General features: G+C 73.8%; 22 protein-coding genes. 16 read left to right on the top strand and 6 right to left on the bottom strand.

The window, feature by feature from the left end; all coding sequences use genetic code 11:
* Window positions 1-139 precede the first annotated feature (139 nt).
* Window positions 140-2,266: a DNA gyrase/topoisomerase IV subunit B gene (locus AC1DT4_RS02395; protein WP_477088168.1), complete on the top strand. Its 2,127-nt coding sequence runs from the start codon at window positions 140-142 to the stop codon at window positions 2,264-2,266.
* A 74-nt stretch (window positions 2,267-2,340) separates the two neighbouring features.
* On the opposite strand, the gene AC1DT4_RS02390 is transcribed toward AC1DT4_RS02395, so the two are convergent.
* The gene (locus tag AC1DT4_RS02390) at window positions 2,341-2,820 is read right to left on the bottom strand and encodes a P-loop nucleotide/nucleoside kinase family protein (protein WP_477088167.1); all 480 of its coding nucleotides are present in this window, start codon (window positions 2,818-2,820) and stop codon (window positions 2,341-2,343) included.
* 159 nt (window positions 2,821-2,979) lie between these two features.
* On the opposite strand from AC1DT4_RS02390, the gene AC1DT4_RS02385 reads away from it, so the two are divergent.
* Window positions 2,980-4,014: an N-acetyltransferase family protein gene (locus AC1DT4_RS02385; protein ID WP_477088166.1), complete on the top strand. Its 1,035-nt coding sequence runs from the start codon at window positions 2,980-2,982 to the stop codon at window positions 4,012-4,014.
* 118 nt (window positions 4,015-4,132) lie between these two features.
* The gene (locus AC1DT4_RS02380) at window positions 4,133-4,879 is read left to right on the top strand and encodes a lysoplasmalogenase (RefSeq protein ID WP_477088165.1); all 747 of its coding nucleotides are present in this window, start codon (window positions 4,133-4,135) and stop codon (window positions 4,877-4,879) included.
* 11 nt (window positions 4,880-4,890) lie between these two features.
* Here AC1DT4_RS02380 and AC1DT4_RS02375 read toward each other — a convergent pair whose 3' ends face one another.
* Window positions 4,891-7,365: a DNA gyrase/topoisomerase IV subunit A gene (locus AC1DT4_RS02375; protein ID WP_477088164.1), complete on the bottom strand. Its 2,475-nt coding sequence runs from the start codon at window positions 7,363-7,365 to the stop codon at window positions 4,891-4,893.
* Window positions 7,366-7,493: 128 nt separating this feature from the next.
* On the opposite strand from AC1DT4_RS02375, the gene AC1DT4_RS02370 reads away from it, so the two are divergent.
* The 4 genes from AC1DT4_RS02370 to AC1DT4_RS02355 are packed head-to-tail and all read left to right on the top strand — an operon-like array spanning window position 7,494 to window position 12,701.
* Entirely contained in the window at window positions 7,494-10,220 is a 2,727-nt protein-coding gene (locus AC1DT4_RS02370) for a GNAT family N-acetyltransferase (RefSeq protein ID WP_477088163.1), read from the top strand.
* A 50-nt stretch (window positions 10,221-10,270) separates the two neighbouring features.
* On the top strand, window positions 10,271-10,843 hold the full coding sequence (locus AC1DT4_RS02365; RefSeq protein WP_477088162.1) for a DUF5998 family protein: 573 nt from the start codon (window positions 10,271-10,273) through the stop codon (window positions 10,841-10,843).
* The gene (locus AC1DT4_RS02360) at window positions 10,840-12,042 is read left to right on the top strand and encodes an alkaline phosphatase family protein (RefSeq protein WP_477088161.1); all 1,203 of its coding nucleotides are present in this window, start codon (window positions 10,840-10,842) and stop codon (window positions 12,040-12,042) included. The genes AC1DT4_RS02365 and AC1DT4_RS02360 overlap by 4 nt, the downstream gene beginning before the upstream one ends.
* Window positions 12,042-12,701: a thymidine kinase gene (locus tag AC1DT4_RS02355; protein ID WP_477088160.1), complete on the top strand. Its 660-nt coding sequence runs from the start codon at window positions 12,042-12,044 to the stop codon at window positions 12,699-12,701. Before AC1DT4_RS02360 ends, AC1DT4_RS02355 begins: the two co-directional genes overlap by 1 nt.
* Here the strand turns inward: AC1DT4_RS02355 and sepH are convergent, their stop codons facing one another.
* On the bottom strand, window positions 12,702-13,745 hold the full coding sequence (gene sepH, locus AC1DT4_RS02350) for a septation protein SepH (protein WP_477088159.1): 1,044 nt from the start codon (window positions 13,743-13,745) through the stop codon (window positions 12,702-12,704). It lies immediately after the preceding gene.
* Between the two features lie 134 nt (window positions 13,746-13,879).
* Here sepH and AC1DT4_RS02345 point away from each other — a divergent pair, with 134 nt between their 5' ends.
* The 3 genes from AC1DT4_RS02345 to AC1DT4_RS02335 all read left to right on the top strand — a co-directional run bounded on the left by AC1DT4_RS02345 (window position 13,880) and on the right by AC1DT4_RS02335 (window position 15,807).
* Entirely contained in the window at window positions 13,880-14,512 is a 633-nt protein-coding gene (locus AC1DT4_RS02345; protein WP_477088158.1) for a trimeric intracellular cation channel family protein, read from the top strand.
* 13 nt (window positions 14,513-14,525) lie between these two features.
* Entirely contained in the window at window positions 14,526-15,347 is an 822-nt protein-coding gene (locus AC1DT4_RS02340) for an inositol monophosphatase family protein (RefSeq protein ID WP_477088157.1), read from the top strand.
* Window positions 15,348-15,507: 160 nt separating this feature from the next.
* Window positions 15,508-15,807 carry a DUF4193 domain-containing protein gene (locus AC1DT4_RS02335; protein ID WP_056090713.1) on the top strand — a complete coding sequence of 100 codons (300 nt, stop codon included), beginning with the start codon at window positions 15,508-15,510 and terminating at the stop codon, window positions 15,805-15,807.
* A gap of 78 nt (window positions 15,808-15,885) precedes the next feature.
* On the opposite strand, the gene AC1DT4_RS02330 is transcribed toward AC1DT4_RS02335, so the two are convergent.
* Entirely contained in the window at window positions 15,886-16,338 is a 453-nt protein-coding gene (locus AC1DT4_RS02330) for a DUF3093 domain-containing protein (protein WP_477088156.1), read from the bottom strand.
* Between the two features lie 38 nt (window positions 16,339-16,376).
* On the opposite strand from AC1DT4_RS02330, the gene dut reads away from it, so the two are divergent.
* The 4 genes from dut to AC1DT4_RS02310 all read left to right on the top strand — a co-directional run bounded on the left by dut (window position 16,377) and on the right by AC1DT4_RS02310 (window position 18,801).
* Window positions 16,377-16,847 (top strand): dUTP diphosphatase, encoded by a 471-nt coding sequence (gene dut, locus AC1DT4_RS02325; RefSeq protein ID WP_477088155.1) that lies wholly within the window; start codon window positions 16,377-16,379, stop codon window positions 16,845-16,847.
* Between the two features lie 64 nt (window positions 16,848-16,911).
* Window positions 16,912-17,682, top strand: a complete 771-nt coding sequence (locus tag AC1DT4_RS02320) for a DUF3710 domain-containing protein (protein WP_477088154.1) — start codon at window positions 16,912-16,914, stop codon at window positions 17,680-17,682.
* Window positions 17,679-18,047: an OB-fold nucleic acid binding domain-containing protein gene (locus AC1DT4_RS02315; RefSeq protein WP_477088153.1), complete on the top strand. Its 369-nt coding sequence runs from the start codon at window positions 17,679-17,681 to the stop codon at window positions 18,045-18,047. The genes AC1DT4_RS02320 and AC1DT4_RS02315 overlap by 4 nt, the downstream gene beginning before the upstream one ends.
* The gene (locus AC1DT4_RS02310; protein ID WP_477088152.1) at window positions 18,040-18,801 is read left to right on the top strand and encodes a DUF3159 domain-containing protein; all 762 of its coding nucleotides are present in this window, start codon (window positions 18,040-18,042) and stop codon (window positions 18,799-18,801) included. Before AC1DT4_RS02315 ends, AC1DT4_RS02310 begins: the two co-directional genes overlap by 8 nt.
* Here the strand turns inward: AC1DT4_RS02310 and AC1DT4_RS02305 are convergent.
* Window positions 18,734-19,408, bottom strand: coding sequence for a potassium channel family protein (locus AC1DT4_RS02305; RefSeq protein WP_477088151.1), 675 nt, complete (start codon window positions 19,406-19,408; stop codon window positions 18,734-18,736). The two genes, AC1DT4_RS02310 and AC1DT4_RS02305, sit on opposite strands and share 68 nt — an antisense overlap.
* The gene (locus tag AC1DT4_RS02300; protein WP_477088203.1) at window positions 19,405-20,052 is read right to left on the bottom strand and encodes a potassium channel family protein; all 648 of its coding nucleotides are present in this window, start codon (window positions 20,050-20,052) and stop codon (window positions 19,405-19,407) included. Before AC1DT4_RS02300 ends, AC1DT4_RS02305 begins: the two co-directional genes overlap by 4 nt.
* Window positions 20,053-20,159: 107 nt before the next feature.
* Here AC1DT4_RS02300 and AC1DT4_RS02295 point away from each other — a divergent pair, with 107 nt between their 5' ends.
* On the top strand, window positions 20,160-22,163 hold the full coding sequence (locus tag AC1DT4_RS02295; protein WP_477088150.1) for an APC family permease: 2,004 nt from the start codon (window positions 20,160-20,162) through the stop codon (window positions 22,161-22,163).
* Complete coding sequence (locus tag AC1DT4_RS02290) at window positions 22,153-23,421, top strand: class I SAM-dependent RNA methyltransferase (RefSeq protein ID WP_477088149.1); 1,269 nt, start codon at window positions 22,153-22,155, stop codon at window positions 23,419-23,421. The genes AC1DT4_RS02295 and AC1DT4_RS02290 overlap by 11 nt, the downstream gene beginning before the upstream one ends.
* Window positions 23,422-23,454: the final 33 nt, after the last annotated feature.

The following is a 23,454-nucleotide window of genomic DNA, read 5'->3' as shown; positions in this document are numbered from 1 at the left end:
CCATCCCGGCAGCGGATCCCATGCACCCGGAGCGGGTGGTTCGCTCACCGCGTAGCGGACTGTAACCGGCCCGCAACACGGCTGTTGCCGGCGGCATGGTGCCGCCGGGCTGTCGGGCCCGGCGACTACCATCGGGGCCGTGACGACGACCTCCTCGCAGTCCGGCTACACCGCCCGGCACCTGTCCGTGCTGGAAGGGCTCGAGGCGGTGCGCAAGCGCCCGGGCATGTACATCGGGACCACGGACAGCCGCGGTCTCATGCACTGCCTGTGGGAGATCATCGACAACTCGGTGGACGAGGCGCTCGGCGGCCACGGCGACCGGATCGAGATCGTGCTGCACGCCGACTCCTCGGTCGAGGTCCGGGACAACGGCCGCGGCGTCCCCGTGGACATCGAGCCGAAGACGGGCCTGACGGGCGTCGAGGTCGTGTTCACCAAGCTGCACGCCGGCGGCAAGTTCGGCGGCGGCTCCTACGGCGCCTCGGGCGGCCTGCACGGCGTCGGCGCCTCCGTGGTCAACGCCCTGTCCGCCCGGCTGGACGTCGAGGTGGACCGCGGCGGCCGCACGCACCGCATGACGTTCCACCGGGGCGAGCCCGGCACGTTCGACGACCGCGGCGGCCTCAGCCCCGACAACCCGTTCGAGCCGTTCGTGTCCGGCTCCGAGCTGGAGGTCGGCGGGAAGGTCGCCCGGGCGCGCACCGGCACGCGCGTGCGGTACTGGGCCGACCCGCAGATCTTCCCCAAGACCGCGGTCTTCGCGTACGACGAGCTGGTCACGCGCGCCCGGCAGACCAGCTTCCTGGTCCCCGGCCTGACGCTGACGGTGCGCGACGAGCGCGGCATCGCGGGCACCCCGGGCGCCGACGGGCCGCACGAGGAGACGTTCCTGCACAGCGGGGGCGTCGTCGACTTCGTCGACCACCTCGCGCCGGACACTGCCGTGACCGACACCTGGCACCTGACCGGGTCGGGCACGTTCACCGAGACGGTCCCGGTGCTCGACGAGCGCGGGCACATGACGGCGCAGGAGGTCTCGCGGACCTGCGAGGTCGACGTCGCGATGCGGTGGGGCACTGGCTACGACACCGAGGTGCGCAGCTTCGTCAACATCATCTCGACGCCCAAGGGCGGCACCCACCTGGCCGGCTTCGAGGCCGGCCTGCTGCGGACGATGCGCAAGGCGGTCGACGCGAACGCCCGGCGGCTCAAGATCTCGGCGCGGGACACCTCGGAGCGGATCGAGAAGGAGGACGTGCTGGCCGGCATGACCGCGGTCGTCACCGTCCGCCTGGCCGAGCCGCAGTTCGAGGGCCAGACCAAGGAGGTGCTGGGCACCGGCCCGGTCCGCGCCATCGTCGCCAAGGTGCTCGACACCGAGCTCGGCGCGATCTTCGTGTCGCCCAAGCGCGACCACAAGGCGCAGTCGTCGCTGCTGCTCGACAAGGTCGTCGGGGAGATGCGCGCGCGGCTGTCCGCGCGCAAGCAGAAGGAGATCTCTCGGCGCAAGAACGCGCTCGAGACGTCCTCGCTGCCCGCCAAGCTGGCCGACTGCCGCAGCGACGACGTCGAGCGCAGCGAGCTGTTCATCGTCGAGGGCGACAGCGCGCTGGGCACCGCCAAGCTGGCGCGGAGCTCCGACTTCCAGGCGCTGCTGCCCATCCGCGGGAAGATCCTCAACGTCCAGAAGGCGTCCATCACGGACATGCTGAAGAACGCCGAGTGCGCCGCGATCATCCAGGTGGTGGGTGCAGGGTCGGGCCGGTCGTTCGACCTCGAGGCGGCCCGCTACGGGAAGATCGTGCTGATGACGGACGCCGACGTGGACGGTGCGCACATCCGCACCCTGCTGCTCACGCTGCTGTTCCGGTACATGCGCCCGCTCGTCGAGGCCGGCCGGGTGTACGCGGCCGTGCCGCCGCTGCACCGCATCGAGGTGATCGGCGGGGGCGGGCGCAAGAACGAGTACGTGTACACGTACTCGGAGGCCGAGCTGGCAGCGACGCTGAAGAAGCTGGACCGGGCCGGCAAGCGCTACAAGGACGACATCCAGCGGTACAAGGGCCTGGGCGAGATGGACGCCGACCAGCTGGCCGAGACGACGATGGACCCGCGGCACCGCACGCTGCGTCGGGTGACCGTCGAGGGTGCGCAGCGCGCCGAGGAGATCTTCGAGCTGCTCATGGGCTCGGACGTGGCGCCGCGCAAGGACTTCATCGTCGCCGGCGCCGAGGGTCTGGACCGCAGCCGCATCGACGCGTGACCACCGCCCTCTGACGAGTCGATCCCGTCTCGCCGACGAGGGCGTCCCTCAGGAGACCCGGAGGAGGGCGTCCCTCAGGAGACCGGGTCGTCGAACAGCTGCGCCTCCTCCTCATCGGGAGGCTCGAAGACGGTCGCCCACGTGGCGAAGTGCTCTCGCGTGATCGGTGCGGCCGTCCACTCGCCGGTCGCGGTGCGGCGCTCCGCTCGTCGGACGAGCTCGTCGATCGGCGCGGAGAGGTAGCGCAGCTCGACCTCGGCCCCGAGGGCGCGCGCGCCGAGACGCTTCTGGTCGCGCTCGGCCCGGGCCCAGTGCCCCCACTCGAGGATGACGCTCTGCCCCTGACCGAGCAGCTCCTGCGTCAGGTCCCACAGCAGGCTCTCGACACGGTCACGGAGGTCGTCGTCCCACACGTCGCCACCGAGCCGCGTCACCCATGCGTCCTTGTCGAGCCGGATCGCGGGCAGCTCCGCGGCCAGGCGGCGGGCGAGCGTGGACTTGCCCGAGGCCGGCAGCCCACAGATGAGCACCAGCCGCGGGGGTGAGGTCGACACACGAGCCATCGTGCCGGTTCCGGTCGGCGGTGCACAGGCAGTCGCGCCGGACGGGCAGCGTCGCGACGAGCCGACGGGTCGGACTCCACGAGCTCGCGGGGACGGACGGCAGGAGCGCTTTTCGGTTGCCGTGACGGTGTGCCGGCGGGGATCGTAGGCATGGTGACCACCACCGATCTCGCGCCCATCGCCGTGCGCGCCGCCGCCCCCGCCGTCGCCCCCGTCCCGACCGGTACGCCAGGCCTGACCTGGCGCCCGCTCACCCGCGACGACGTCCCAGCGCTGACCCGGCTCGTCACGGCCGTCGAGGAGGCGGACGGCGCGCCGTTCCGGACCTCCGCCGAGGAGATCGACGAGGAGTTCGACGGCGACTGGAAGGACCACACGCGGGACACCCTCGCCGGCATCGACGCCGACGGTGCCATTCGCGCCTTCGCGCAGGTCAACCAGCCGCCGGGGGACGCGCGGGTGGTCCGGGCGTTCCTCGACGGTGCCGTCGACCCGCAGTGGCGGGGGCGCGGGATCGGGCGACAGGTGCTCGCCTGGGAGGTGGCGCGCGGGCGGCAGGTGCTCGCGGCCTCGGGCAAGGAGCTCCCGGCCCGGCTCGCGTCGTTCACGCAGGACGAGGCGGAGCCGACCGTCCGGCTCCTGCGGGCGGGCGGGTTCACGCCGGTCCGGTACTACGCCGAGATGCGTCGCCCGCTCGACGTCGAGCTCCCGGCGGTCGAGGTACCCGACGGCCTGCGCATCGTGCCGTGGAGCGCGGAGCTGGACGACCAGGTGCGGCTGGCGCACAACGAGGCGTTCGCCGACCACTGGGGGAGCGAGCCGCGCACGGCCGAGGACTGGGCCCAGGGGCGCAGCATGTTCGCCCCCCGGTGGAGCTTCGTCGCGGTCGACGACGCCACGGGAGACGTCGCCGGCTACCTGGTGTCGGGACGCTACGAGCAGGACTGGCCCGTGATCGGCTACAAGGCGGGCTACACCGACCTGCTCGGCGTGCGGCGGGCCTGGCGCGGCAAGCGGCTCGCGCCGGCGCTGCTGGCCACGGGCATGGCGGCCTACCGCGCGGACGGCATGGACATGGCCGAGCTCGGCGTGGACACCGCGAACCAGTCCGGCGCGCACCGGCTGTACGAGGGTCTGGGCTACGCGGTGTTCCACAGCTCGACCATGTTCTCGATCGAGCTCTGAGGCGCGCGTCGAACCGCGTCATGACGGCCTCCGCGCGGGTTAACATTCGCGCGGCGGGACGACGAGGTCCGGCCGTTTTCTGTCGCCGGACGAGGACGTCCGGCTCGAGGAGGTCGCCGTGGGACGCTCGCTGTCCGTGGCCGCGCGCACGTGGGTCGCGGTCTTCGTCGTGCTGGTGCTCGTGCAGCTGACCGCCCAGTGGGCGGGAGCCGACGACATCGCGACGGTGAGCCAGTGGCTGCTGATGCCGGCGCTCGCGGCCGTCGTGGCCTCGGCGACCCGCTGGCCCCGCGGCCACCTCGTGACGTGGGCGCTCGTGGCGCTCGGCTTCTCGTGGCTCGGCGACCTGGTGCCCTCGCTCGTCGGGGACGACGCCGCGTTCCTCGTCATGGTCGGGTTCTTCCTGCTCGCGCAGGTGGCCTACGTCGTGGCGTTCGCCCCGAACGTCCGTCGCTCCGTGGTGTATCGCCGCCCGCTCCTGCTGCTGCCCTACGCCGCGGTGCTCGTCGGCCTGGTCGCCGCCTGCGCGCCGGGCGCGGGAAGCCTGCTCGTGCCGGTGGCGATCTACGGCGGCGTGCTCACCGCGATGGCGGTGCTCGCGACCGGGCTCGGGCGCCTCGCGACCGTCGGTGGGGCGGTATTCCTGCTGAGCGACAGCCTCATCGCGCTCGAGGCGTTCGTGCCCTCCTGGCACCTCGGCGGCCAGGGCTTCTGGGTGATGCTGACGTACGTCGTCGGGCAGGGCCTGCTCGCGTCCGCCGTGGTCCTCCGGAACGCCGCCGAGCGTCGCGCCCCGGAGCCGCGGCCGGTCCGCAGCTACGTGCAGAGGCCGCCGGTCCCCGACAACGTGGTGGCGCTCGTCTGAGCGCCGGGCGGTCAGCCGATCGCGTGGACCGGCGCCGTCAGCGCGGTGCCGGACATGTCCCGACGAGGGTCGAGCGGCGGCAGCTCGACCGGCTGGCCGGCCGAGCCGGTGGCCCAGGCGGGTGACGCGCCGACCCACGCGAGGATGAGCGCGTCCTCGTTGCGCAGGAACCGGTGCGCCCGGACGCCTCCCGTCGCGCGGCACTTGCCCGGGTACACCTCGAACGGCGTCACCTTGGCCGAGCCCGCCTGGGTGCCGGGCAGCGCACCGGAGGCGCCCGCGACCGTCACCACCACGGCGTCCGCGGCCGCCTCGGCGCGGACGGCTCCGAAGGCCACCACGCGCTGACCGGCGGCGAGCTTGATGCCGGCCATGCCGCCCGCTGCCCGGCCCTGCGGGCGTACGGCGGAGGCCGGGAAGTGCAGGAGGGAGGCATCGGAGGCGACCAGCACCAGCTCGTCGGTGTCGGTGACCGCGGCGACGCCGACCACCTCGTCGCCGTCCTTGAGCGAGATGGCCTCCCACGCGTCGCGGTTGCCGGGGACGTCGCCCGAGGTCACGCGCTTGACCGTGCCCTGCACGGTCGCCAGGGCGAGCGTGGGGGCGTCGGCCGCCAGCGAGGTCAGGCCGACCACGCGCTCGCGCGGCAGCAGCGTCACCACCTCGCCCAGCGGCACGCCGCCGGACAGGGAGGGCGCACCGTCCGTCGGGGGGAGCCCCGGCAGGTCGAGCACCGAGACGCGCACGATGCGACCCTGCGACGTCACGACGCCGACCTCGGCGCGCGCGGTGGCGGGCACCGCAGCGGTGACCACGTCGTGCTTGGCCCGGCGGGCGCCCTCGGCCCGGGGCGGCAGGTCCTCCGACGCGGTCCGCGCGAGCAGACCCGTGCCGGACAGGAGCACCCAGCACGGGGTGTCGGCGATCTCGAGGGGTGCGGCGCCGCCGCGGGGGGCGGGGGCGCCGGTGACCGACGTGCCGCCCGCCGACTCGAGCAGGATCGTGCGGCGCGGGGTGCCGTACGTCGCTGCCACCTCGGCCATTTCGTCGGAGACGAGGGCGCGCAGCCGGGCGTCGTCGGCCAGGATCTCGCGCAGCTCCGCGATCTCCTCGGCCAGCTGCTGCTGCTCCTTCTCCAGCTCGATCCGGGAGAACTTGGTGAGCCGGCGCAGGCGCAGCTCGAGGATGTACTCGGCCTGCGGCTCGGAGAGGTCGAAGACGCTGCGCAGGCGGGCTCGAGCGGTGTCGGCGTCGTCGGACGTGCGGATGACCTGGATGACCTCGTCGATGTCGACGATCGCGACGAGCAGGCCCTCGACGAGGTGCAGGCGCTCGAGCCGCTTGGCCAGCCGGAACTCGGAGCGGCGGCGGACGACGACCAGCCGGTGCTCGACCCAGACGACGAGCAGCTCGCGCAGGCCCAGCGTGCGGGGCTGGCCGTCGACGAGCGCGACGTTGTTGATGGAGAACGAGTCCTCGAGGGGCGTGTAGCGGTAGAGCTGCTCGAGCACGGCCTCGGGGTGGAAGCCGGTCTTGATCTCGATGACCAGGCGCAGGCCGTGCTGGCGGTCCGTGAGGTCCACCGCGTCGGAGATGCCGGAGAGCTTCTTGCTCTGCACGCCCTCCTTGATCTTCTCGATCACCTTCTCCGGGCCGACCGTGTAGGGCAGCTCGGTGATGACGATGCCCTTGCGCTTGGGCGTGACGTTCTCGATGCGCGCGGTCGCCCGGGTGCGGAACGCCCCGCGACCCGTCCGGTACGCCTCGCGGACTCCGTCGAGGCCGACGATCTTGCCGCCGGACGGCAGGTCCGGCCCCGGGACGAACCGGAGGAGGTCGTCGAGGGTGGCGTCCGGGTGCATGACCAGGTGCCGGGCGGCCGCGACGACCTCGACCAGGTTGTGCGGCGCCATGTTGGTCGCCATGCCGACCGCGATGCCGGCCGCGCCGTTGACCAGCAGGTTCGGGATCGCCGCGGGGAGGACCTCGGGCTGCGTGAGCTTGTTGTCGTAGTTGGGCACGAAGTCGACGACGTCCTCGTCGAGCCCCGTGGTCATGGCCAGCGCGGCGGGTGCCATGCGCGCCTCGGTGTACCGGGGGGCGGCGGGGCCGTCGTCGAGCGAGCCGAAGTTGCCGTGCCCGTCGACCAGCGGCAGGCGCAGGGAGAACGGCTGGGCCAGGCGGACCATCGCGTCGTAGATCGCGGCGTCGCCGTGCGGGTGCAGCTTGCCCATGACCTCGCCGACGACGCGCGCCGACTTCACGTACGGGCGGTCGGGCCGCAGTCCCATGTCCGACATCTGGAAGAGGATGCGGCGCTGCACGGGCTTGAGGCCGTCGCGGGCGTCGGGCAGCGCGCGCGAGTAGATGACCGAGTAGGCGTACTCGAGGAACGAGCCCTCCATCTCGGCGGCGACGTCGATGTCGACGATGCGCTCGACGAGGTCCTCGGGCGGGAGGTCGGGGGTCGCGGGGCGACGCGCCATGGGTGCTGCTCCTCGGGGGGGCCGGTCTGCGGTGCGGCGACCATTGTGGACCGTGCGGGCGCTCCGACGAGCCGCGGCGCGCTGATCGGGGGCCCCAGTGGGCGGCACGCCGCACTACCGTGGCGCACATGGCAGACGTCGAGGCTGACGACCGCGCACGACCGGTACCCGCGTACCCGTCCGCGTGGGAGGCCGACGTCGTGCTGCGCGACGGCTCGACCACGCACGTAAGGCCGATGCGGCCCACCGACGCCGACGCGCTGCAGGCGTTCCACGTCGGCCAGTCCGAGCGGTCGACCTACCTCCGGTTCTTCGCCCCCCTCGAACGGCTCCCCGAGCGTGACCTGCAGAGGCTGGTCAACGTCGACCACGTCGACCGCGTCGCGCTGGTCGCCGTGTCGAGCGCGGTCGACCCCGACGCCGTGGAGCAGATCATCGGCGTCGCGCGCTACGACAAGATCGACGACGACGAGGCGGAGGTCGCCTTCAACATCGCCGACGCGCACCAGGGCCGCGGCCTCGGGTCCGTGCTGCTCGAGCACCTCGCCGCGGCCGCCCGCGAGCGCGGCGTGCGGCGGTTCGTCGCCGAGGTGCTGCCGCAGAACGGCCGCATGATCGGCACGTTCCGCGAGGCCGGCTACGAGGTCCGGCAGAACACCGAGGACGGCGTGGTCGCCGTGGGCTTCGACATCGACCCGACCGACCGCTCGCTCGCGGTGATGGCCGACCGCGAGCACCGGGCCGAGGCGCGGTCGATGCGCGACCTGCTGCACGCGGACTCGGTGGTGGTGGTGGGGCCGGGCGCCGACCAGGCGGGGTCGTTCGCCGGTCGGCTCGCCGCGGGCGTGCTGGAGGACCTGCGCGCGGGGGACCCGTCCGTCGTCGTGCACGCGGTCGGCGTGCCCGGGGCCGGCGCGCACGCTCGGCTGGCCGACGTGCCCGGCCCGGTCGCGCTCGCCGTCGTCGCCGTTCCCGCCGCCGAGACGACCGACGTGGTGCGCGACCTGTCCCGGCTGGGCGTGCGGGGCCTCGTGCTGCTCACCGCGGGGTTCGCCGAGCAGGGCCCCGACGGACTCGAGCGGCAGCGCGCGCTGCTCCGCGCCGCGCACGGGGCGGGCATGCGCGTGGTCGGACCGGGTTCGTACGGGATCGTCTCGACGCGTGACGGGGGCCTGCAGCTCAACGCCTCGCTGGCCCGCACGCCGCCGGCACCCGGCCGGATCGGGCTGTTCTGCCAGTCCGCGCCGCTGGCCGTGGCCGTGCTGGCGGCCGTGCGGCGCCGGGGCATCGGGCTGTCGCAGTTCGTCTCCGCGGGGCACCGGGCGGACGTCTCGGGGAACGACCTCATGCAGTTCTGGGCCGACGACGACGGCACCGACGTGGTCGGGCTGTACCTGGAGTCGCTGGGCAACCCCCGCAAGTTCTCCCGCGTCGCGCGGCGCCTGTCGCTGATCAAGCCGGTGATCGTCGTGACCGCCGGCCGGTCGGGTCAGGTGGTGCCGCCGGGCCACGCGGTGCGGCCGACGCACGCCCCGCCGCGCACGCTCGCCGAGGTGCTCCGCCAGTCCGGCGTCGTCCGGGTCGAGAACACCCACCAGCTGCTCGACGTCGCGCAGGTCCTCGCCCACCAGCCGCTCCCGGCCGGCCGGCGCACCGCCATCCTGGCGAGCTCCAACTCGGTCGCGGCGCTGGTCGCCGAGGCGACGGCCGCGGCGGGGCTGGTGGTCAGCGGGCACGTGCAGCTGCTGGCGGAGGACGCCCCGCCCGACGCGGTCCGGGCCGCGGTCGACGAGCTCTACGCCACGCCGGACAGCGACGTCGTCGTCGTGGTGCGCATCCCGACGGTCGGCGGGCCGGACGCCGTGCTGCAGGAAGCCGTGGCGCGGGCGGCGGCACGGTCCGGGCGCACCACGGTGGCCTGCATCTACGACCTGCACGGTCTGACCCCCGAGCTGACGGCCAGCGACGAGGACGGCCGGCAGTGGACGGTGCCCGCCTACAGCACGCCCGAGGACGCCGCCCTGGCCCTTGGGCACGCCGCTCGCTATGCCCAGTGGCGCGCGGGGGACCGCGGCCGCCCGCTGCACCCGGCCGGGGCCAGGACGCGGGCGGCCCGCCGCCTGGTCGCAGGCTGGCTCGCCGCCGAGGGGCCCGGCGAGGCCACGCTCGCCCTCGACGCCGAGAGGACCGCGCAGCTGCTCGCCACGGTCGGGCTCAGCGTGCTGCCCTCGGTCCGTGTGCGCGACGCCGACGAGGCCGTGGCCGCCGCCGAACGGATCGGCTGGCCGGTCGCGCTGAAGACGACCGTCGCCGCCCTGCGCCACCGCGCCGACCTGGGCGGCGTGCGTCTCGACGTCGCCGACGAGACCGAGCTGCGCGCGGACGTGGCGCAGGTGCTCGCGCTGGCGCAGGGGCACGAGGGGGCGGACAGCGACGCGCCGCTCGAGGTGCAAGCCATGGCGCCGCACGGGTCCGCGTGCGTGGTGCGGTCGGTGGAGGACCCGCTGTTCGGCCCGATCATCAGCTTCGGGCTGGCCGGCGACGCCTCGGACCTGCTCGGCGACGTCGCCTACGGCGTCCCGCCGCTCACCGACGTGGACGTGGCCGAGCTGATCCGCACCGCCCGGGCGGCGCCGCGGCTGTTCGGCTACCGCGGTCTGCCCGCGCTCGACGTGGCCGCGCTCGAGGACATCATCGCCCGGGTGGCCGTCCTGGCCGACGACCTGCCCGAGCTGCGCTCGCTCGAGCTCAACCCCGTGGTGGTGTCCGAGCACGGCGCGGTCGCCCTCGGGGCGCGGGTGGCGGTCTCGCGAGCGGACCGGGCCGACGCCACCCGACGGCTGTCGAGGGTGTGACGGGCGTGCGTGCTCGCAGGACTCGGCCGGTGAGGTGGGAGGATGGGCGCGTGCCCGCTGCTCCCGCCCTGCACCACGACCTCCACCGTGCCGGCTACTACCCGGAGCTCGTCGTCGACGTGCTCGACGTGGCCCTCGCCGACGAGGAGGTCGTGGCCCACCTGGTCCACCCCGAGACGACGTTCGACGCCGCCGAGGTGCGCCGGCACGTCACCGTGCTGGTGCTGACCCCCACCCGCCTGGTCGTTGCGCACGTGGACGACCACCCGGCCGACTCCGAGCACCCGTCGGCGTCCGCCTCGGCGACCACCGAGGCCGTGCCGCTGGCGGAGCTGACGTCCGTCGCGCTCACCCACGTGGTGCCGCTGCCCGAGAAGCACGTGCCCGGACAGCCGGCGCAGGAGCTCACCCTCGTGATCGGCTGGGGCGCGGTCTCCCGCGTCGACCTCGAGCCGGCCACGTGCGGCGACCCCTCGTGCGACGCCGACCACGGCCTGACCGGGACGCTGGCGCCCGACGACGTCGTCGTGCGCGTGAGCTCGGCGGCCGAGGGCGTCGACTCGGTACGCGCCGCCACGGCGTTCGCGCGGCAGCTGTCGGCGGCGAGCGCGCGGGCGCGATGACCGACCTCGAGGTGCCGACCGCTCTGACGACCGCGTCCGCGCGGGCGCGCGCGGAGTTCGAGGCCGCGGACCTCGTGGCGCCGAGCTCGACGTACCCGTGCCTCGGCCGCGTGCTCCCGGCCGTCGCCGGCGCGCTCGGCGTCGACGAGGTCCCGGAGGCGCGGCTCTCGCAGGAGCTGCTGGGCCTGCCGTCGGCCTCGCGGGTCTGCGTGGTGCTGGTGGACGGTCTCGGCCACACCAACCTCGCGGAGCGCGCGGGCCACGCCCCGTTCCTGCGCCAGCGGCTCGGCGACTCCACGCCGCTGACCAGCACGTTCCCGTCGACCACCGCGACCGCGATGGGCACCTTCGGGGTCGCGCTGCCGCCCGGGCGCACGGGGATGCTCGGCTACACGGTCCGCGACCCCGCGACGGGGCAGCTGGGCAACCTCGTCAGCTGGACCGGGCTGCCGCCCGCCCGCGAGTGGCAGCGGGAGACCACGGTGTTCGAGCGGCTGGTCGCCGCAGGGACGACCGTGACGAGCATCGGCCCGCTGCGGTTCTCCGGCTCGGGCCTGACGGAGGCAGCGCTGCGCGGGCCGACGTACCGGCCGGCGGAGTCGCTCGCGGCGCGCGTGGACGCCACGGTCGACGCCCTGCGCCGGCCCGGCGTCGCCTACCTGTACTGGGGCGACGTCGACAAGGCGGGCCACCACCACGGCTGGGGTTCGTGGCAGTGGGGCGACGCCCTGGCCGAGCTCGACGCCGAGCTCGGCCGGTTGGCGCGGTCGCTGCCGCGCGACACGCTGCTCGTCGTGACCGCCGACCACGGCATGGTCGACGTGGACCGCGCCGCGCGCTGGGACGTCGCGACGGACGCCGTGCTGGGCGCGGGTGTGGAGCTGGTCGCCGGGGAGCCGCGCGCTCTGCACCTGCACCTCGAGCGGGGCGTCGAGCCGACGACCGTCGCGGAGCGCTGGCGCGGCGTGCTCGGCGCGTCGGCCGTCGTCGCGACGCGCGCCGAGGCCGCCGCCGACGGGTGGTTCGGCGAGATCTCCGCGCAGGTGCTGCCGGTCATCGGCGACGTCGTCGTCGCGATGACGGGCCGCGCGACGGTCGTCGACTCGCGGACCCAGTCGCTCGCGTCGCTCGACCTCGTCGGCGTCCACGGGTCGCTCACGCGCCACGAGATGCTCGTCCCGTGCGTGGTGGTCGCCTGATGGCCGAGCTGGTCTTCTTCTCGGGCACCATGGACAGCGGCAAGTCGACGCTGGCGCTCCAGATGCACCACAACCACGCGGCCCGGGGTCGCGACGGCGTCCTGTTCACGCGGCAGGACCGCGCCGGCGCCGCGACGATCTCCTCGCGCCTCGGCCTCACCCAGCAGGCGCACGAGGTCGACGACTCGACCGACTTCTGGGCGGACGTCATCGCGCGCCGCACGCACGGTCGCCCCGTCGACTACCTCATCGGCGACGAGGCGCAGTTCTACACGGCCGCGCAGGTCGAGCAGCTGGCCCGCGTGGTCGACGAGCTCGCGGTCGACGTCTACGTGTTCGGCATCTCGACGGACTTCCGGGCCCGCCTCTTCCCGGGCGCGGCCCGGCTGGTCGAGCTGGCCGACCGCGTCGAGATCCTGCAGGTCCGCGCGCTGTGCTGGTGCGGCGCCCGGGCCACGCACAACGCCCGCACCGTCGGCGGGGTCATGGTGGTCGAGGGCGCCCAGGTGGTGGTCGGCGACGTGCAGGCGGGTGCCGACGAGGTGGCGTACGAGGTCCTGTGCCGCCGGCACCACATGCGCCGGATGACGGCCGCGGCCGCGAGGGCGTCGTCGACGAGCGCGCAGACGTTGGCGTCGGTCGACGAGCTGTCGCTCTAGCTACTCCGGCTTGGCCCCGAACACGATCTCGTCCCAGCTGGGCACCTTCGCGCGCCCGCGCCGGGAGCGCGGGCGGTCCGCGTCGTCGTGCTCGGCGGCCGAGGCCGCGGGCGTGGTGACCGGCTCGGGGACGGCAGCAGGCGGGGGATAGACGACGGCCTCGTCCTCGGCGCCCTCCGGGTGCGCGCCGGGGACAGGCTCGAGCCGGCCGAAGTCGAACGCGTGCTGCGGGCCGAAGCCCTCGAAGGCCTCGGACTCGTCGTCGTCCTCGTCACCGAGCTCGACGGCCTGGCGCACGCCGCGCCGGCTGCGCAGGTCGTCCAGCAGGGACGCGGTCTGCTCCTGCGGGTCCGGTGCGGGCTCGACGGGGTCGGCCGGCAGGTCGCCGTCCTGCGCGCGCAGCGTCGGGACGTCGCCCTGGAAGTCGAAGACGACGTCGCGCACCGCGGCGAGGTGCCGGCGCGACACCGGCTCGTCGGGGATCTCGGTCTCGGACAGCCAGCGGGCCTCGTCCTCGTCCGCCACGACGGTGCGCTTGGCCGGGTCGAACGTCCAGCGGGCCTCGTGCTCGGCGTCGCCGACCGCGAACCGCGCGAGCACGACCCACGGGCCGGAGGCGTCGCGGGCCGCGTCCCACGCCAGCGAGGCGAGGTCGACGCCGCGGGCGGCGAGCCGGTCGGTGACCAGGTCGCCCAGAGTCGGTGCGCCCACGTCCCGGCCGACGCGCGTGCCGCGTGCCTGCTCGGCGATGTGCTCCCGCTCGGCCAGCACCGGGCCCTCGTAACGGCGCACGCGCTCGATCGGCAGGCCCGCGTCGTCCGCGACCTCCTGCGTCGTGGCACCCGCGCGGATCCGCGCCTGGATCTCCCGCGGGCTCAGCGTCCCGGCGCTCTCCGCGCGCAGCTGCTCGAGCTGCGGGCGGTCGCGGCGCACGGCGGCGCGCAGCGGTTCGTCGATGCGCACGCGGAAGCGCGCCCCGTCCGGGGCCACCAGGACGAGGTGCTCCCCGTCCTCGTGCAGACCCACCAGCTCCAGCTCACCCATGCGACCTCCCGGTAACTCGGCACGAGCCTGCCACCGATCGGCCGCCAGGGCGCGGACCCGGGTCGGTGCGCCGCGGAACGGCACACCGACCCGGGTGCCGCGGGTGCCCGGTCGGCGCTGCCATGATCGGCCGCGTGGACACCGACATCCCCCTCGAACCCGTCCTCGAGCTGGTCGGGGTCTTCGTCGGCGCGATGTCCGGGGCGCTGGCCGCCGTGCGCAAGCAGTTCGACGTGTTCGGCATCCTCGTGCTCGGCTGGGCCGCCGGCCTGGGCGGCGGCATGCTGCGCGACGTGCTCATCGGCGCCGTCCCGCCCGTGGGCATCTCGAACTGGCGGTTCATCGTCACCGCCATGGCGGGCGCGACCCTCATCTACTTCTTCCACCCGCGCCTCGAGCGGGCTCGCCGGTTCATCGTGGTGCTGGACGCCGGCGCGCTGGCGCTGTTCAGCGTCGTCGGCACCGTCAAGGGGCTCGAGTACGGGACGACGCTGACCGCCGCCGTCCTGGTCGGGGTGATGACCGGGGTGGGCGGCGGCGTGCTGCGCGACCTGCTGTCGGGGGAGGTGCCCGTGGTGCTCCACCACCGCCAGCTGTACGCCATCCCGGCCGTGCTGGGATCGAGCGTGACGGCCTTCCTGTGGTGGCTCGGCGTGGTGACCCCGGCGGCCAGCGTCGCCGTCGTGCTCGCGGTGTTCGGGCTGCGCGTCGGCGCCCTGCGCTTCCACCTCAAGGCCCCCGGACCGTGGCGAGGCACCGTCCGCTGACAGGATGGACCGCGTGAACCCCGGTGATGTCTCTTCCCTCGTCGCGGTCGCCGAGGCGCTCGCCCGCGAGGCCGGCGCGCTGATCCTCGACGGCCGTCGGCGGCACGTCTCCGTCGCGGCGACCAAGTCCAGCGCGCAGGACGTGGTGACGGCGATGGACCTCGCCTCGGAGGCGCTGCTGCGCCGGCGGCTGGCCGAGCTGCGGCCCGACGACGGGATCCTGGGGGAGGAGGAGGGCTTCCGGGCGGGCACCTCGGGGATCACCTGGGTGGTCGACCCCATCGACGGGACCGTCAACTACCTCTACGGGCTCCCCGCCTACGCGGTGTCGGTCGCCGCCGTCACCGGCCCTCCCGAGCCGGCGACCTGGACCGCGCTGGCCGGGTGCGTGTTCTCGCCGGAGGACGGCCGGACCTACACGGCCGGACGCGGGCTGGGTGCGCGGCTCGACGGGCGCGTGCTGCAGGTGAACGCCGCGCGAACGTTGATCGACTCCCTGGTGGGCACCGGGTTCGGATACACGGCGTCGCGCCGCCGCGCACAGGCACGGGTGGTCGCAGAACTGTTGCCACAGGTACGTGATATTCGTCGCGTCGGATCTGCTGCGCTGGACCTGTGCACGCTCGCTGCGGGCGGCCTCGACCTCTACTACGAGCGGGGTCTGCAGCCCTGGGACCTGGCCGCCGGCGCGCTCGTGGCCCAGGAGGCGGGCGCGCAGGTCACAGGCCTGCGCGGGCAGCCGGCCCAGGAAGCGATGACCGTCGCCGGTTCAGCCGAACGGGTGACAGAGCTGATCGCCCTCCTCGAGGGCCTCGGGGCGGATTCCGACGCCTGAAAACGCTCCCACGCGGGGTGTGACGAATATGGTCACGCGTCCGGTTCGCTCAGGGATCGAAACTGGTGCAGAATCCCAGCGCGCGCGGGAACAAAAAGCACGTCGCGTGCATTGATCCCGCGTACGAGATTCCATCCAGACACGGAGTGTGACGCCACACATGGCTACCGACTACGACGCCCCGCGCAAGACCGAGGAGGACCTGAGCGAGGACTCGCTCCAGGAGCTCCAGGCTCGGCGCTCCGACAAGAACTCGGGCGTGGTGGACGAGGACGAGACCGAGGCGGCCGAAGGGTTCGAGCTCCCCGGTGCGGACCTGTCCGGCGAGGAGCTCTCCGTGCGGGTGCTGCCCCGGCAGGCCGACGAGTTCACCTGCTCGAGCTGCTTCCTGGTGCACCACCGCAGCCAGCTCGCCTACGAGCGCGACGGTCGACCCGTCTGCTCCGAGTGCGCAGCCTGAGCAGCTCCACCACTGCACGACCCATCTGAGGGCCGGCGCTCCGCACCACGGGGCGACCGGCCCTAGGTGTGTCGGCGATCAGGCGCGCAGCGCCGCGGCCAGCCGGTCCGGGTGGCGGGTGGATACGACCCAGTAGGGCGTCGGGTCCTGCGGGTCGTGCAGCTCGACCCGGACCGCCGTGTGGATCCAGCCACGCAGGACCAGGTGGGCGCGCGCGTCGAGCCGCGGACCGAGCTCGGCCTTCGACGCCGCGGCGTCGAGGGGTGTCACGTCGCCCAGCAGCCCCACCGGGATGTGGGCACCGCCCGCGCGGAACGTCCCGTCGCGCACCTCGACCCGCGGGGCCGCGCCGACGAGCACCGCGGCGCCGACCGCGACCACGGCGACACCGACCGCGGCCGCGAGGCGCACGTCGACCGGGACGAACGCGATGGACATCATCACCGCGAAGACGACGAGCAGCACCCAGCCGAGCGGGCCGAGCCAGAGCCGCTCGGCGTAGGGGGCGGCAGTGGGGGGAGCGTCGGGCATGCACCCAGCATCCCATCCGGCGGGTAGGGTCTGGCCCCGTGACGGCCGACCCCAGCACCGAGGTGCTCCTGCTGCGCCTCGACCCCGACCTGCCCGCGCCCGCCTACGCGCACCCGGGCGACGCCGGCGCCGACCTGGTCTCCAGGATCGACGTCGTGATCCCGCCGCAGGGCCGGGTCACGGTGCCCACCGGCGTGGCGATCGCCCTGCCGGACGGGTTCGCCGCGTTCGTGCACCCGCGCTCGGGCCTGGCCATGCGGCACGGGCTGACCATCGTCAACGCGCCCGGCACCGTCGACGCCGGCTACCGGGGCGAGATCGCCGTGACGCTGCTCAACACGGACGTGGAGCACGCGCTCGAGCTGCACCGCGGCGACCGCATCGCGCAGCTCGTCGTCCAGCGGGTCGAGCGGGTGCGGTTCGTCGAGGTCGAGACGCTCCCCGGTTCGCACCGGGGCGAGGGCGGCTTCGGGTCCAGCGGCGGCTGGAAGGCTGCACCGACCGCCTAGGTCGGGACTACTGTCGAGTGGTAGGCAACTGATGCGCGCGAGCGCGTCGAAGAGGAGTGAGCACGTGGCGCTGTTCCGGCGTGGTGGGAAGGATCCCGCCACCGATGACGCGGTGGCGACGGAGATCGACGCCGCCGCAGACGCTGCCGTCGACGAGGAGAGCACGGTCGACGACGACACCGACGACGCACCCGAGGTCGTCGAGCGCACGGGCGGCCCCTGGGACTCGTCGGAGGTCGACGACGACCTGCCGCGCGTGGACCTCGGCGCGATCCTGGTGCCCGGCGTGCAGGGCATGGAGCTCCGCATGGAGATCGACAAGGCGACGGACGTGGTCTCCGCGGCGTCGATCCTGCTCGACGGCTCCTCGCTGCAGGTGCAGGCCTTCGCGGCCCCCCGGACCGAGGGCATCTGGGACGAGATCCGCGCGGAGATCGCCGAGTCGGTGACCCAGCAGGGCGGGTCGGCCGACGACCTGCCGGGCCCGTTCGGCCGCGAGCTCCTGGCGCGTCTGCCGGTCCGGACGCCCGAGGGGCGCACGGGTCACCGGCCCGCGCGCTTCATCGGCGCCGACGGCCCGCGCTGGTTCGTGCGAGGCGTGATGACCGGGCGTGCGGCGGTGGACCCGACGGCCGCGACCGCCCTGGAGCAGCTGTTCGCCGGCATCGTCGTCGTGCGCGGCACGGACGCGCGTCCGCCGCGCGACCTGCTCACGCTGCGCCTGCCCGGTCCGGGGACGCCGAACCTGTCGCAGGCCGGTCCGGCGCAGGAGCAGCCGAACGTCCCCGACTTCGACCCCCTGACCCGCGGCCCGGAGATCACGGAGATCCGATGAGCCTCAAGGAACGCCTGAAGAAGGCCGTCGCGTCGCAGGCCGAGATCGAGGCCGACGAGGAGCGCGCCGACGCCCACCGGTCGGTCGGGTGCACGCCCGTCGACCAGCTGTCGGACCGGTCGCGCGCGAGTGTCTCCGGCGTCATCCGGTCGGTCACGCTGCGCCCGCGCGAGGGCGTCCCTGCCCTCGAGGCCGAGCTGTACGACGGCAGCGGCTCGCTGGACCTGGTCTGGCTCGGCCGCCGCGAGATCGCCGGCGTCACGCCGGGCCGACGCCTGAAGATCGAGGGCCTCGTGTGCCTGATCGACGGCCGCCGCACCGTGTTCAACCCGCGCTACGAGCTGCGGCCGCGTCCCGGTGAGTGATCGATACCCCGACGACGGACCGGTCGACGGGTTCGAGGCGATCGACGACCTCGTCCCGCCCGAGGAGGGCGGCCTGCGCGGCATGCGCGCGCTCACGGCCGAGCAGTTCTCGGCCGCTGACGCGGTCGGCGGCGTCCGCGGCGTCGCGGAGTCGGTCGCGCCGGGGCTGCTGTTCGTCGTCGTGTTCATCGCATCCGGCCAGCGCCTCGCGCCGGCCCTGATCGCCGCGTCGGCGGCGGCCGTCGTCGCCGTGATCGTCCGGCTCGTGCAGCGCACCCCCGTGACCCAGGCGTTCTCCGGGCTGCTCGGGGTCGGGATCGGCGTGATCTGGGCCTGGCGGTCCGGGGACGCCTCGAACTACTTCGCGTACGGCCTGTGGGTCAACGTGGTGTACCTCGTCGGGACCCTGGTCTCCATCCTCGTCGGCTGGCCGCTGGTCGGGCTCGTGATGGGCCTGTTCCGGCCCGAGGGTCCGCTCTCGAGCAACGGGTCCTGGGGTGCCGCCGTCGCGTGGCGCGCCGACCCGGTCCTGCGTCGCCGGTACGCGCTGGCGACGTGGCCGTGGGTCGCCATGTTCGCGCTGCGGCTCGTCGTCCAGGTCCCGCTCTACCTGGCCGACCAGGTCGCGTGGCTGGGCACGGCCAAGCTCGCGATGGGACTGCCGCTCACCGCGCTGACGCTCTGGCTCAGCTGGTCGCTGGTCCGCGGGTCAGCAGCGCTTCCAGCTCGGCCTCGTCCGCTTCCCGAGCCGTGACGAACAGCAGCTCGTCCCGGCCCTCGAGCGTGTCGTCGGCGCTGGGCGCGATCGGTCGTGCGTCGCGAACGATGCACGCGAGCACGGTCTCGGCCGGCCACTCGATCTGACCGACCCGGACCCCCGCCAGCGGGGAGTCCTCGGGCAGGGTGAGCTCGAGGATGTCCGCGCGCGACTGGTGGAACGTGAAGATCCGCACCAGGTCGCCCACGGTGACGGCCTCCTCGACCATCGCCGTCATGATCCGCGGGGTGGACACGGCGACGTCGACGCCCCAGGCCTCGTCGAACATCCACTCGTTCTTCGGGTTGTTCACGCGGGCCACGGTGCGGGGGACGCCGAACTCGGTCTTGGCCAGCAGCGAGATGACGAGGTTGGCCTTGTCGTCGCCGGTCGCCGCGACGACCACGTCGGCCTCCTCGGTGTGGACCTGGCGCAGCGTGGGGAGCTCGCACGCGTCGGCCAGCAGCCAGTCGGCGTCGGCGACCTGCGAGACGCGCATGGCCGACGGCTGCCGGTCGATGAGCGTGACCTCGTGCCCGTGGCCGAGCAGCTCGCGCGCGATGGAGCGGCCGACAGAGCCGGCGCCCGCGATGACGACCCTCATGCCTCCACCGCCGGGGTCGAGGTGAGGACCCGTTCGACCTGGGCGGATGCGTCCGCCCGCATGAGCACGTGCACGGTGTCGTTCTCCTGCAGGACGGTGGTGGACGTCGGCAGGATGCCGTCGCCGTAACGGGTCACGTACGCGACGCGGGCGCCGCTGGCCTCCTCGAGGGCGCGCAGCGGCTTGCCCACCCAGCCCTCGTGGATGTCGATCTGGGAGAGCTGGATCTGGCCCGACGCGTCGCGGTACTCGTCGGTGGCGCCCATGGGCAGCAGGCGGCGCAGCACCTGGTTCGCGGTCCAGCGCACGGTCGCGACGGTGGGGATGCCCAGCCGCTGGTAGATCTCGGCGCGGTGCGGGTCGTAGATGCGGGCGACGACGTTCTCGATGCCGAACGTCTCGCGCACCACGCGCGCCGCGAGGATGTTCGAGTTGTCGCCGTCCGAGACGGCGGCGAACGCGAACGCGTCCTCGATGCCGGCCTGCGTGAGCGTGTCGCGGTCGAAGCCGAGGCCCGTGACCTTGTTGCCGCCGAAGTCGACGAGGCGCCGGAACGCCTCGGGGTTCTGGTCGATGACGGACACGGAGTGGCCGTTGTCCTCGAGGCTCTTGGCCAGGGTCGCCCCGACCCGGCCACATCCCATGATCACGAAGTGCACAGTGCGGCACGCTATACCGTGCTGCGCCGGTCCGGCGTGCGCGCTGGTGTCGGTGGTGTGGCGTGCGCCGCGCGGGCCTAGCATTGCGCATCGTGTCGGACCTCTCGGATACCGCCAAACGCCTGTTGCTCGGACGCCCCGTCCGCAGCGACCGCCTCGGCCACACGCTCCTGCCGAAGCGCATCGCGCTCCCGGTGTTCGCGTCGGACGCGCTCTCGTCGGTGGCGTACGCGCCCGACGAGATCCTGCTGACGCTCTCCCTGGCGGGTGCGGCCGCGCTCGTCATCTCGCCGTGGGTCGGCCTCGCGGTGGTCTTCGTGATGGTCGTCGTCGTCGCCTCGTACCGGCAGAACGTGCACGCCTACCCGTCCGGCGGCGGCGACTACGAGGTGGCCACCACCAACCTCGGCCCCAACGCGGGCGTGACCGTGGCCAGCGCGCTGCTGGTCGACTACGTGCTCACGGTGGCCGTGTCGATCTCGTCGGGCGCCCAGTACGCCGCCACGGCCTTCCCGCCCCTGCGGGGGCACGAGGCGGCGTTCGCGGTCGGGCTCGTCGTCCTGCTGACCATCGCGAACCTGCGCGGGGTCAAGGAGTCGGGGAGCCTGTTCGCCGTCCCCGTGTACCTGTTCATGTTCGCGATCGGAGCCGTCGCCCTCGTGGGCGCGATCCAGCTGCTCACGGGCAACCTCGCGATGGCGGAGAGCGCGGGCCTCGAGCTGACGCCGTCCGCGGCGTTCGACCAGGGCCTGACGGGCCTGGCCGGCTTCTTCCTCATCCTGCGCGCGTTCGCGTCGGGCTGTGCCGCGCTCACCGGCGTCGAGGCGATCAGCAACGGCGTGCCCGCGTTCAAGAAGCCCAAGTCCAAGAACGCCGCCACCACGCTGGCCCTGCTGGGCGGGCTGTCGATCGTCATGATCATGGCGATCCTGCTCCTTGCGCGGGCGACCGGGGTGATGTTCGCCGACGACCCGCAGACCCAGCTGCTGGAGAACGGCGTGCCCGTCGGCACGTCCTACGTCCAGCACCCGGTGATCAGCCAGATCTCCTCCGCGGTGTTCCAGAGCGCGCCGTGGGCGGCCGTGTTCGTGGCCATCGTCACGGGCCTCATCCTCGTGCTCGCCGCAAACACCGCCTTCAACGGCTTCCCGGTCCTGGGCTCGATCCTGGCGCGCGACGGGTACCTGCCCCGGCAGCTGCACACCCGAGGCGACCGGCTGGCGTACTCCAACGGCATCGTCACGCTCGCCCTGGTGGCCATCGCGCTCATCATCGCGTTCGACGCCGAGGTCACCCGCCTGATCCAGCTGTACATCGTCGGCGTCTTCGTGTCGTTCACCGTGAGCCAGCTGGGCATGGTCCGGCACTGGACCCGGCACCTGCGCACCGAGCCCGACCCGGCCCGACGCACGCAGATGAAGCGCTCGCGGATCATCAACACGGTCGGCCTCGTCATGACGGCGACCGTGCTGCTCGTCGTGCTGATCACCAAGTTCACGCACGGCGCGTACATCGCGATCCTGGCCATGATCTTCGTGTTCGTGCTCATGCAGTCCATCCACCGGCACTACGCCCAGGTCCGCGAGGAGCTCGCGCTCGGCGTCGACGCCGAGTCGGCCCGGGCCCTCCCCAGCCGCGTGCACGCGATCGTGCTGGTCTCGCACCTGCACCGGCCGACCATGCGCGCGCTGGCGTACGCACGGGCGTCGCGGCCGCAGGTGCTCGAGGCCGTGACGGTCGGCGTGGACCCGGAGGACGTCGTCGCGCTGCGCGAGCAGTGGGAGGCCCTGAACATCCCGGTGCCGCTGCGCGTGCTCGACTCGCCGTTCCGTGAGATCACCCGGCCGGTGCTCACCTACGTCCGCTCGATCCGCCGGGACAGCCCCCGAGACCTCGTCGTCGTCTACATCCCCGAGTACGTGGTCGGGCACTGGTGGGAGCAGCTGCTGCACAACCAGAGCGCGCTGCGGCTGAAGGGGCGCCTGCTCTTCACGCCCGGGGTCGTCGTGGCCTCGGTGCCGTGGCAGCTGGCGTCCTCCGAGGGCCAGACGGGGCTCGAGGAGCCCGTCCGGGGTACCGTTCCGCGTGGCTACTGAGACTGCACAGGACGTTCCCCGCGAGCTGGTCGAGCTCGAGATCGGGCCGGTGGCGCACGGCGGGCACTGCGTGGCACGCCACGACGGGCGAGTGATCTTCGTCCGGCACACGCTGCCCGGCGAGCGGGTCCGGGCGCGGCTCACCGACGCGGGCGAGACCGCCAAGTTCTGGCGCGCGGACGCGGTCGAGGTCCTCGAGGCCTCGCCCGACCGGGTCGAGTCGGCCTGGCCGGCGGCCGGCCCGGGCGGGGTCGGCGGGGGAGAGCTCGCGCACGTCGCCCTGCCCGCACAGCGCGCGTGGAAGGCCGCCGTGCTCGCCGAGCAGCTGCGTCGGCTGGCCAAGCTCGACCTCGAGGTTCCCGTCCAGGCGGCACCCGGCGACGACGAGCGCGGCGGCCTCGGCTGGCGCACGCGCATCGATCTGGTCGCCGACGCCGAGGGACGGGCCGGCATGCGCGGGTTCCGCTCGCACGACGTGCACGCCCTGGAGTCGATGCCGCTGGCCAGCGAGGCGATCGCTGCGCTCGACCTGTTCGGTCGGCGCTGGCCCGCCGGCTCCCGCGTCGAGGCGATCGCCCCCGCGAGCGGCGACGCCCCGCTCGTGCTCGTCGACGACGCGCCGTTCGACCTCGGGCGGCGCCGCATGGACGGCCGCCCGAACGCCCGGACCGCCGTGCGCGAGCACGTGCAGCGCGGCGAGGTCGGCTACGACTTCCGCGTGGCGGGCACCGGCTTCTGGCAGGTGCACCGCGAGGCGCCGGACCTGCTCGTGGCCGCCGTGCTGGCGGCCCTCGGGGACGTCGACGGCGCGGCCGTGCTCGACCTGTACTCGGGCGCGGGGCTGTTCACGGCTCCGCTGTCCGACGCCGTCGGCGAGACGGGCGAGGTCGTCTCGGTCGAGGGCGACGCGCGAGCCGTGAAGGACGCGCGGCGCAACCTGCACTCCCGCTCCAACGTCGAGCTGCACGCCGGCGACGTCGCGCAGGTGCTCTCGGGCCGGGTGGACGCCGACTCCGACGTCGTGCACGCCGACGCGGTCGTGCTGGACCCGCCGCGGACCGGTGCCGGGCGCAAGGTCGTCGCCGGCATCACCGAGCTGCGGCCCGAGCGTGTCGTCTACGTGGCGTGCGACCCGGCGGCCCTCGCCCGCGACATCGCCCTGTTCGCCGACGCCGGGTACGCCCTGGCGGACCTGCAGGCGTACGACCTGTTCCCGATGACGCACCACCTCGAGGCGGTCGCCGTCCTGACCCGCTGACTGGGTGCAGGAGGGGTGGCTCCGGGCTAGCGT

Source organism: Cellulomonas sp. P4_D11 (genome assembly GCF_056401915.1).
This window is presented reverse-complemented; position numbering and strand designations above follow the sequence as displayed.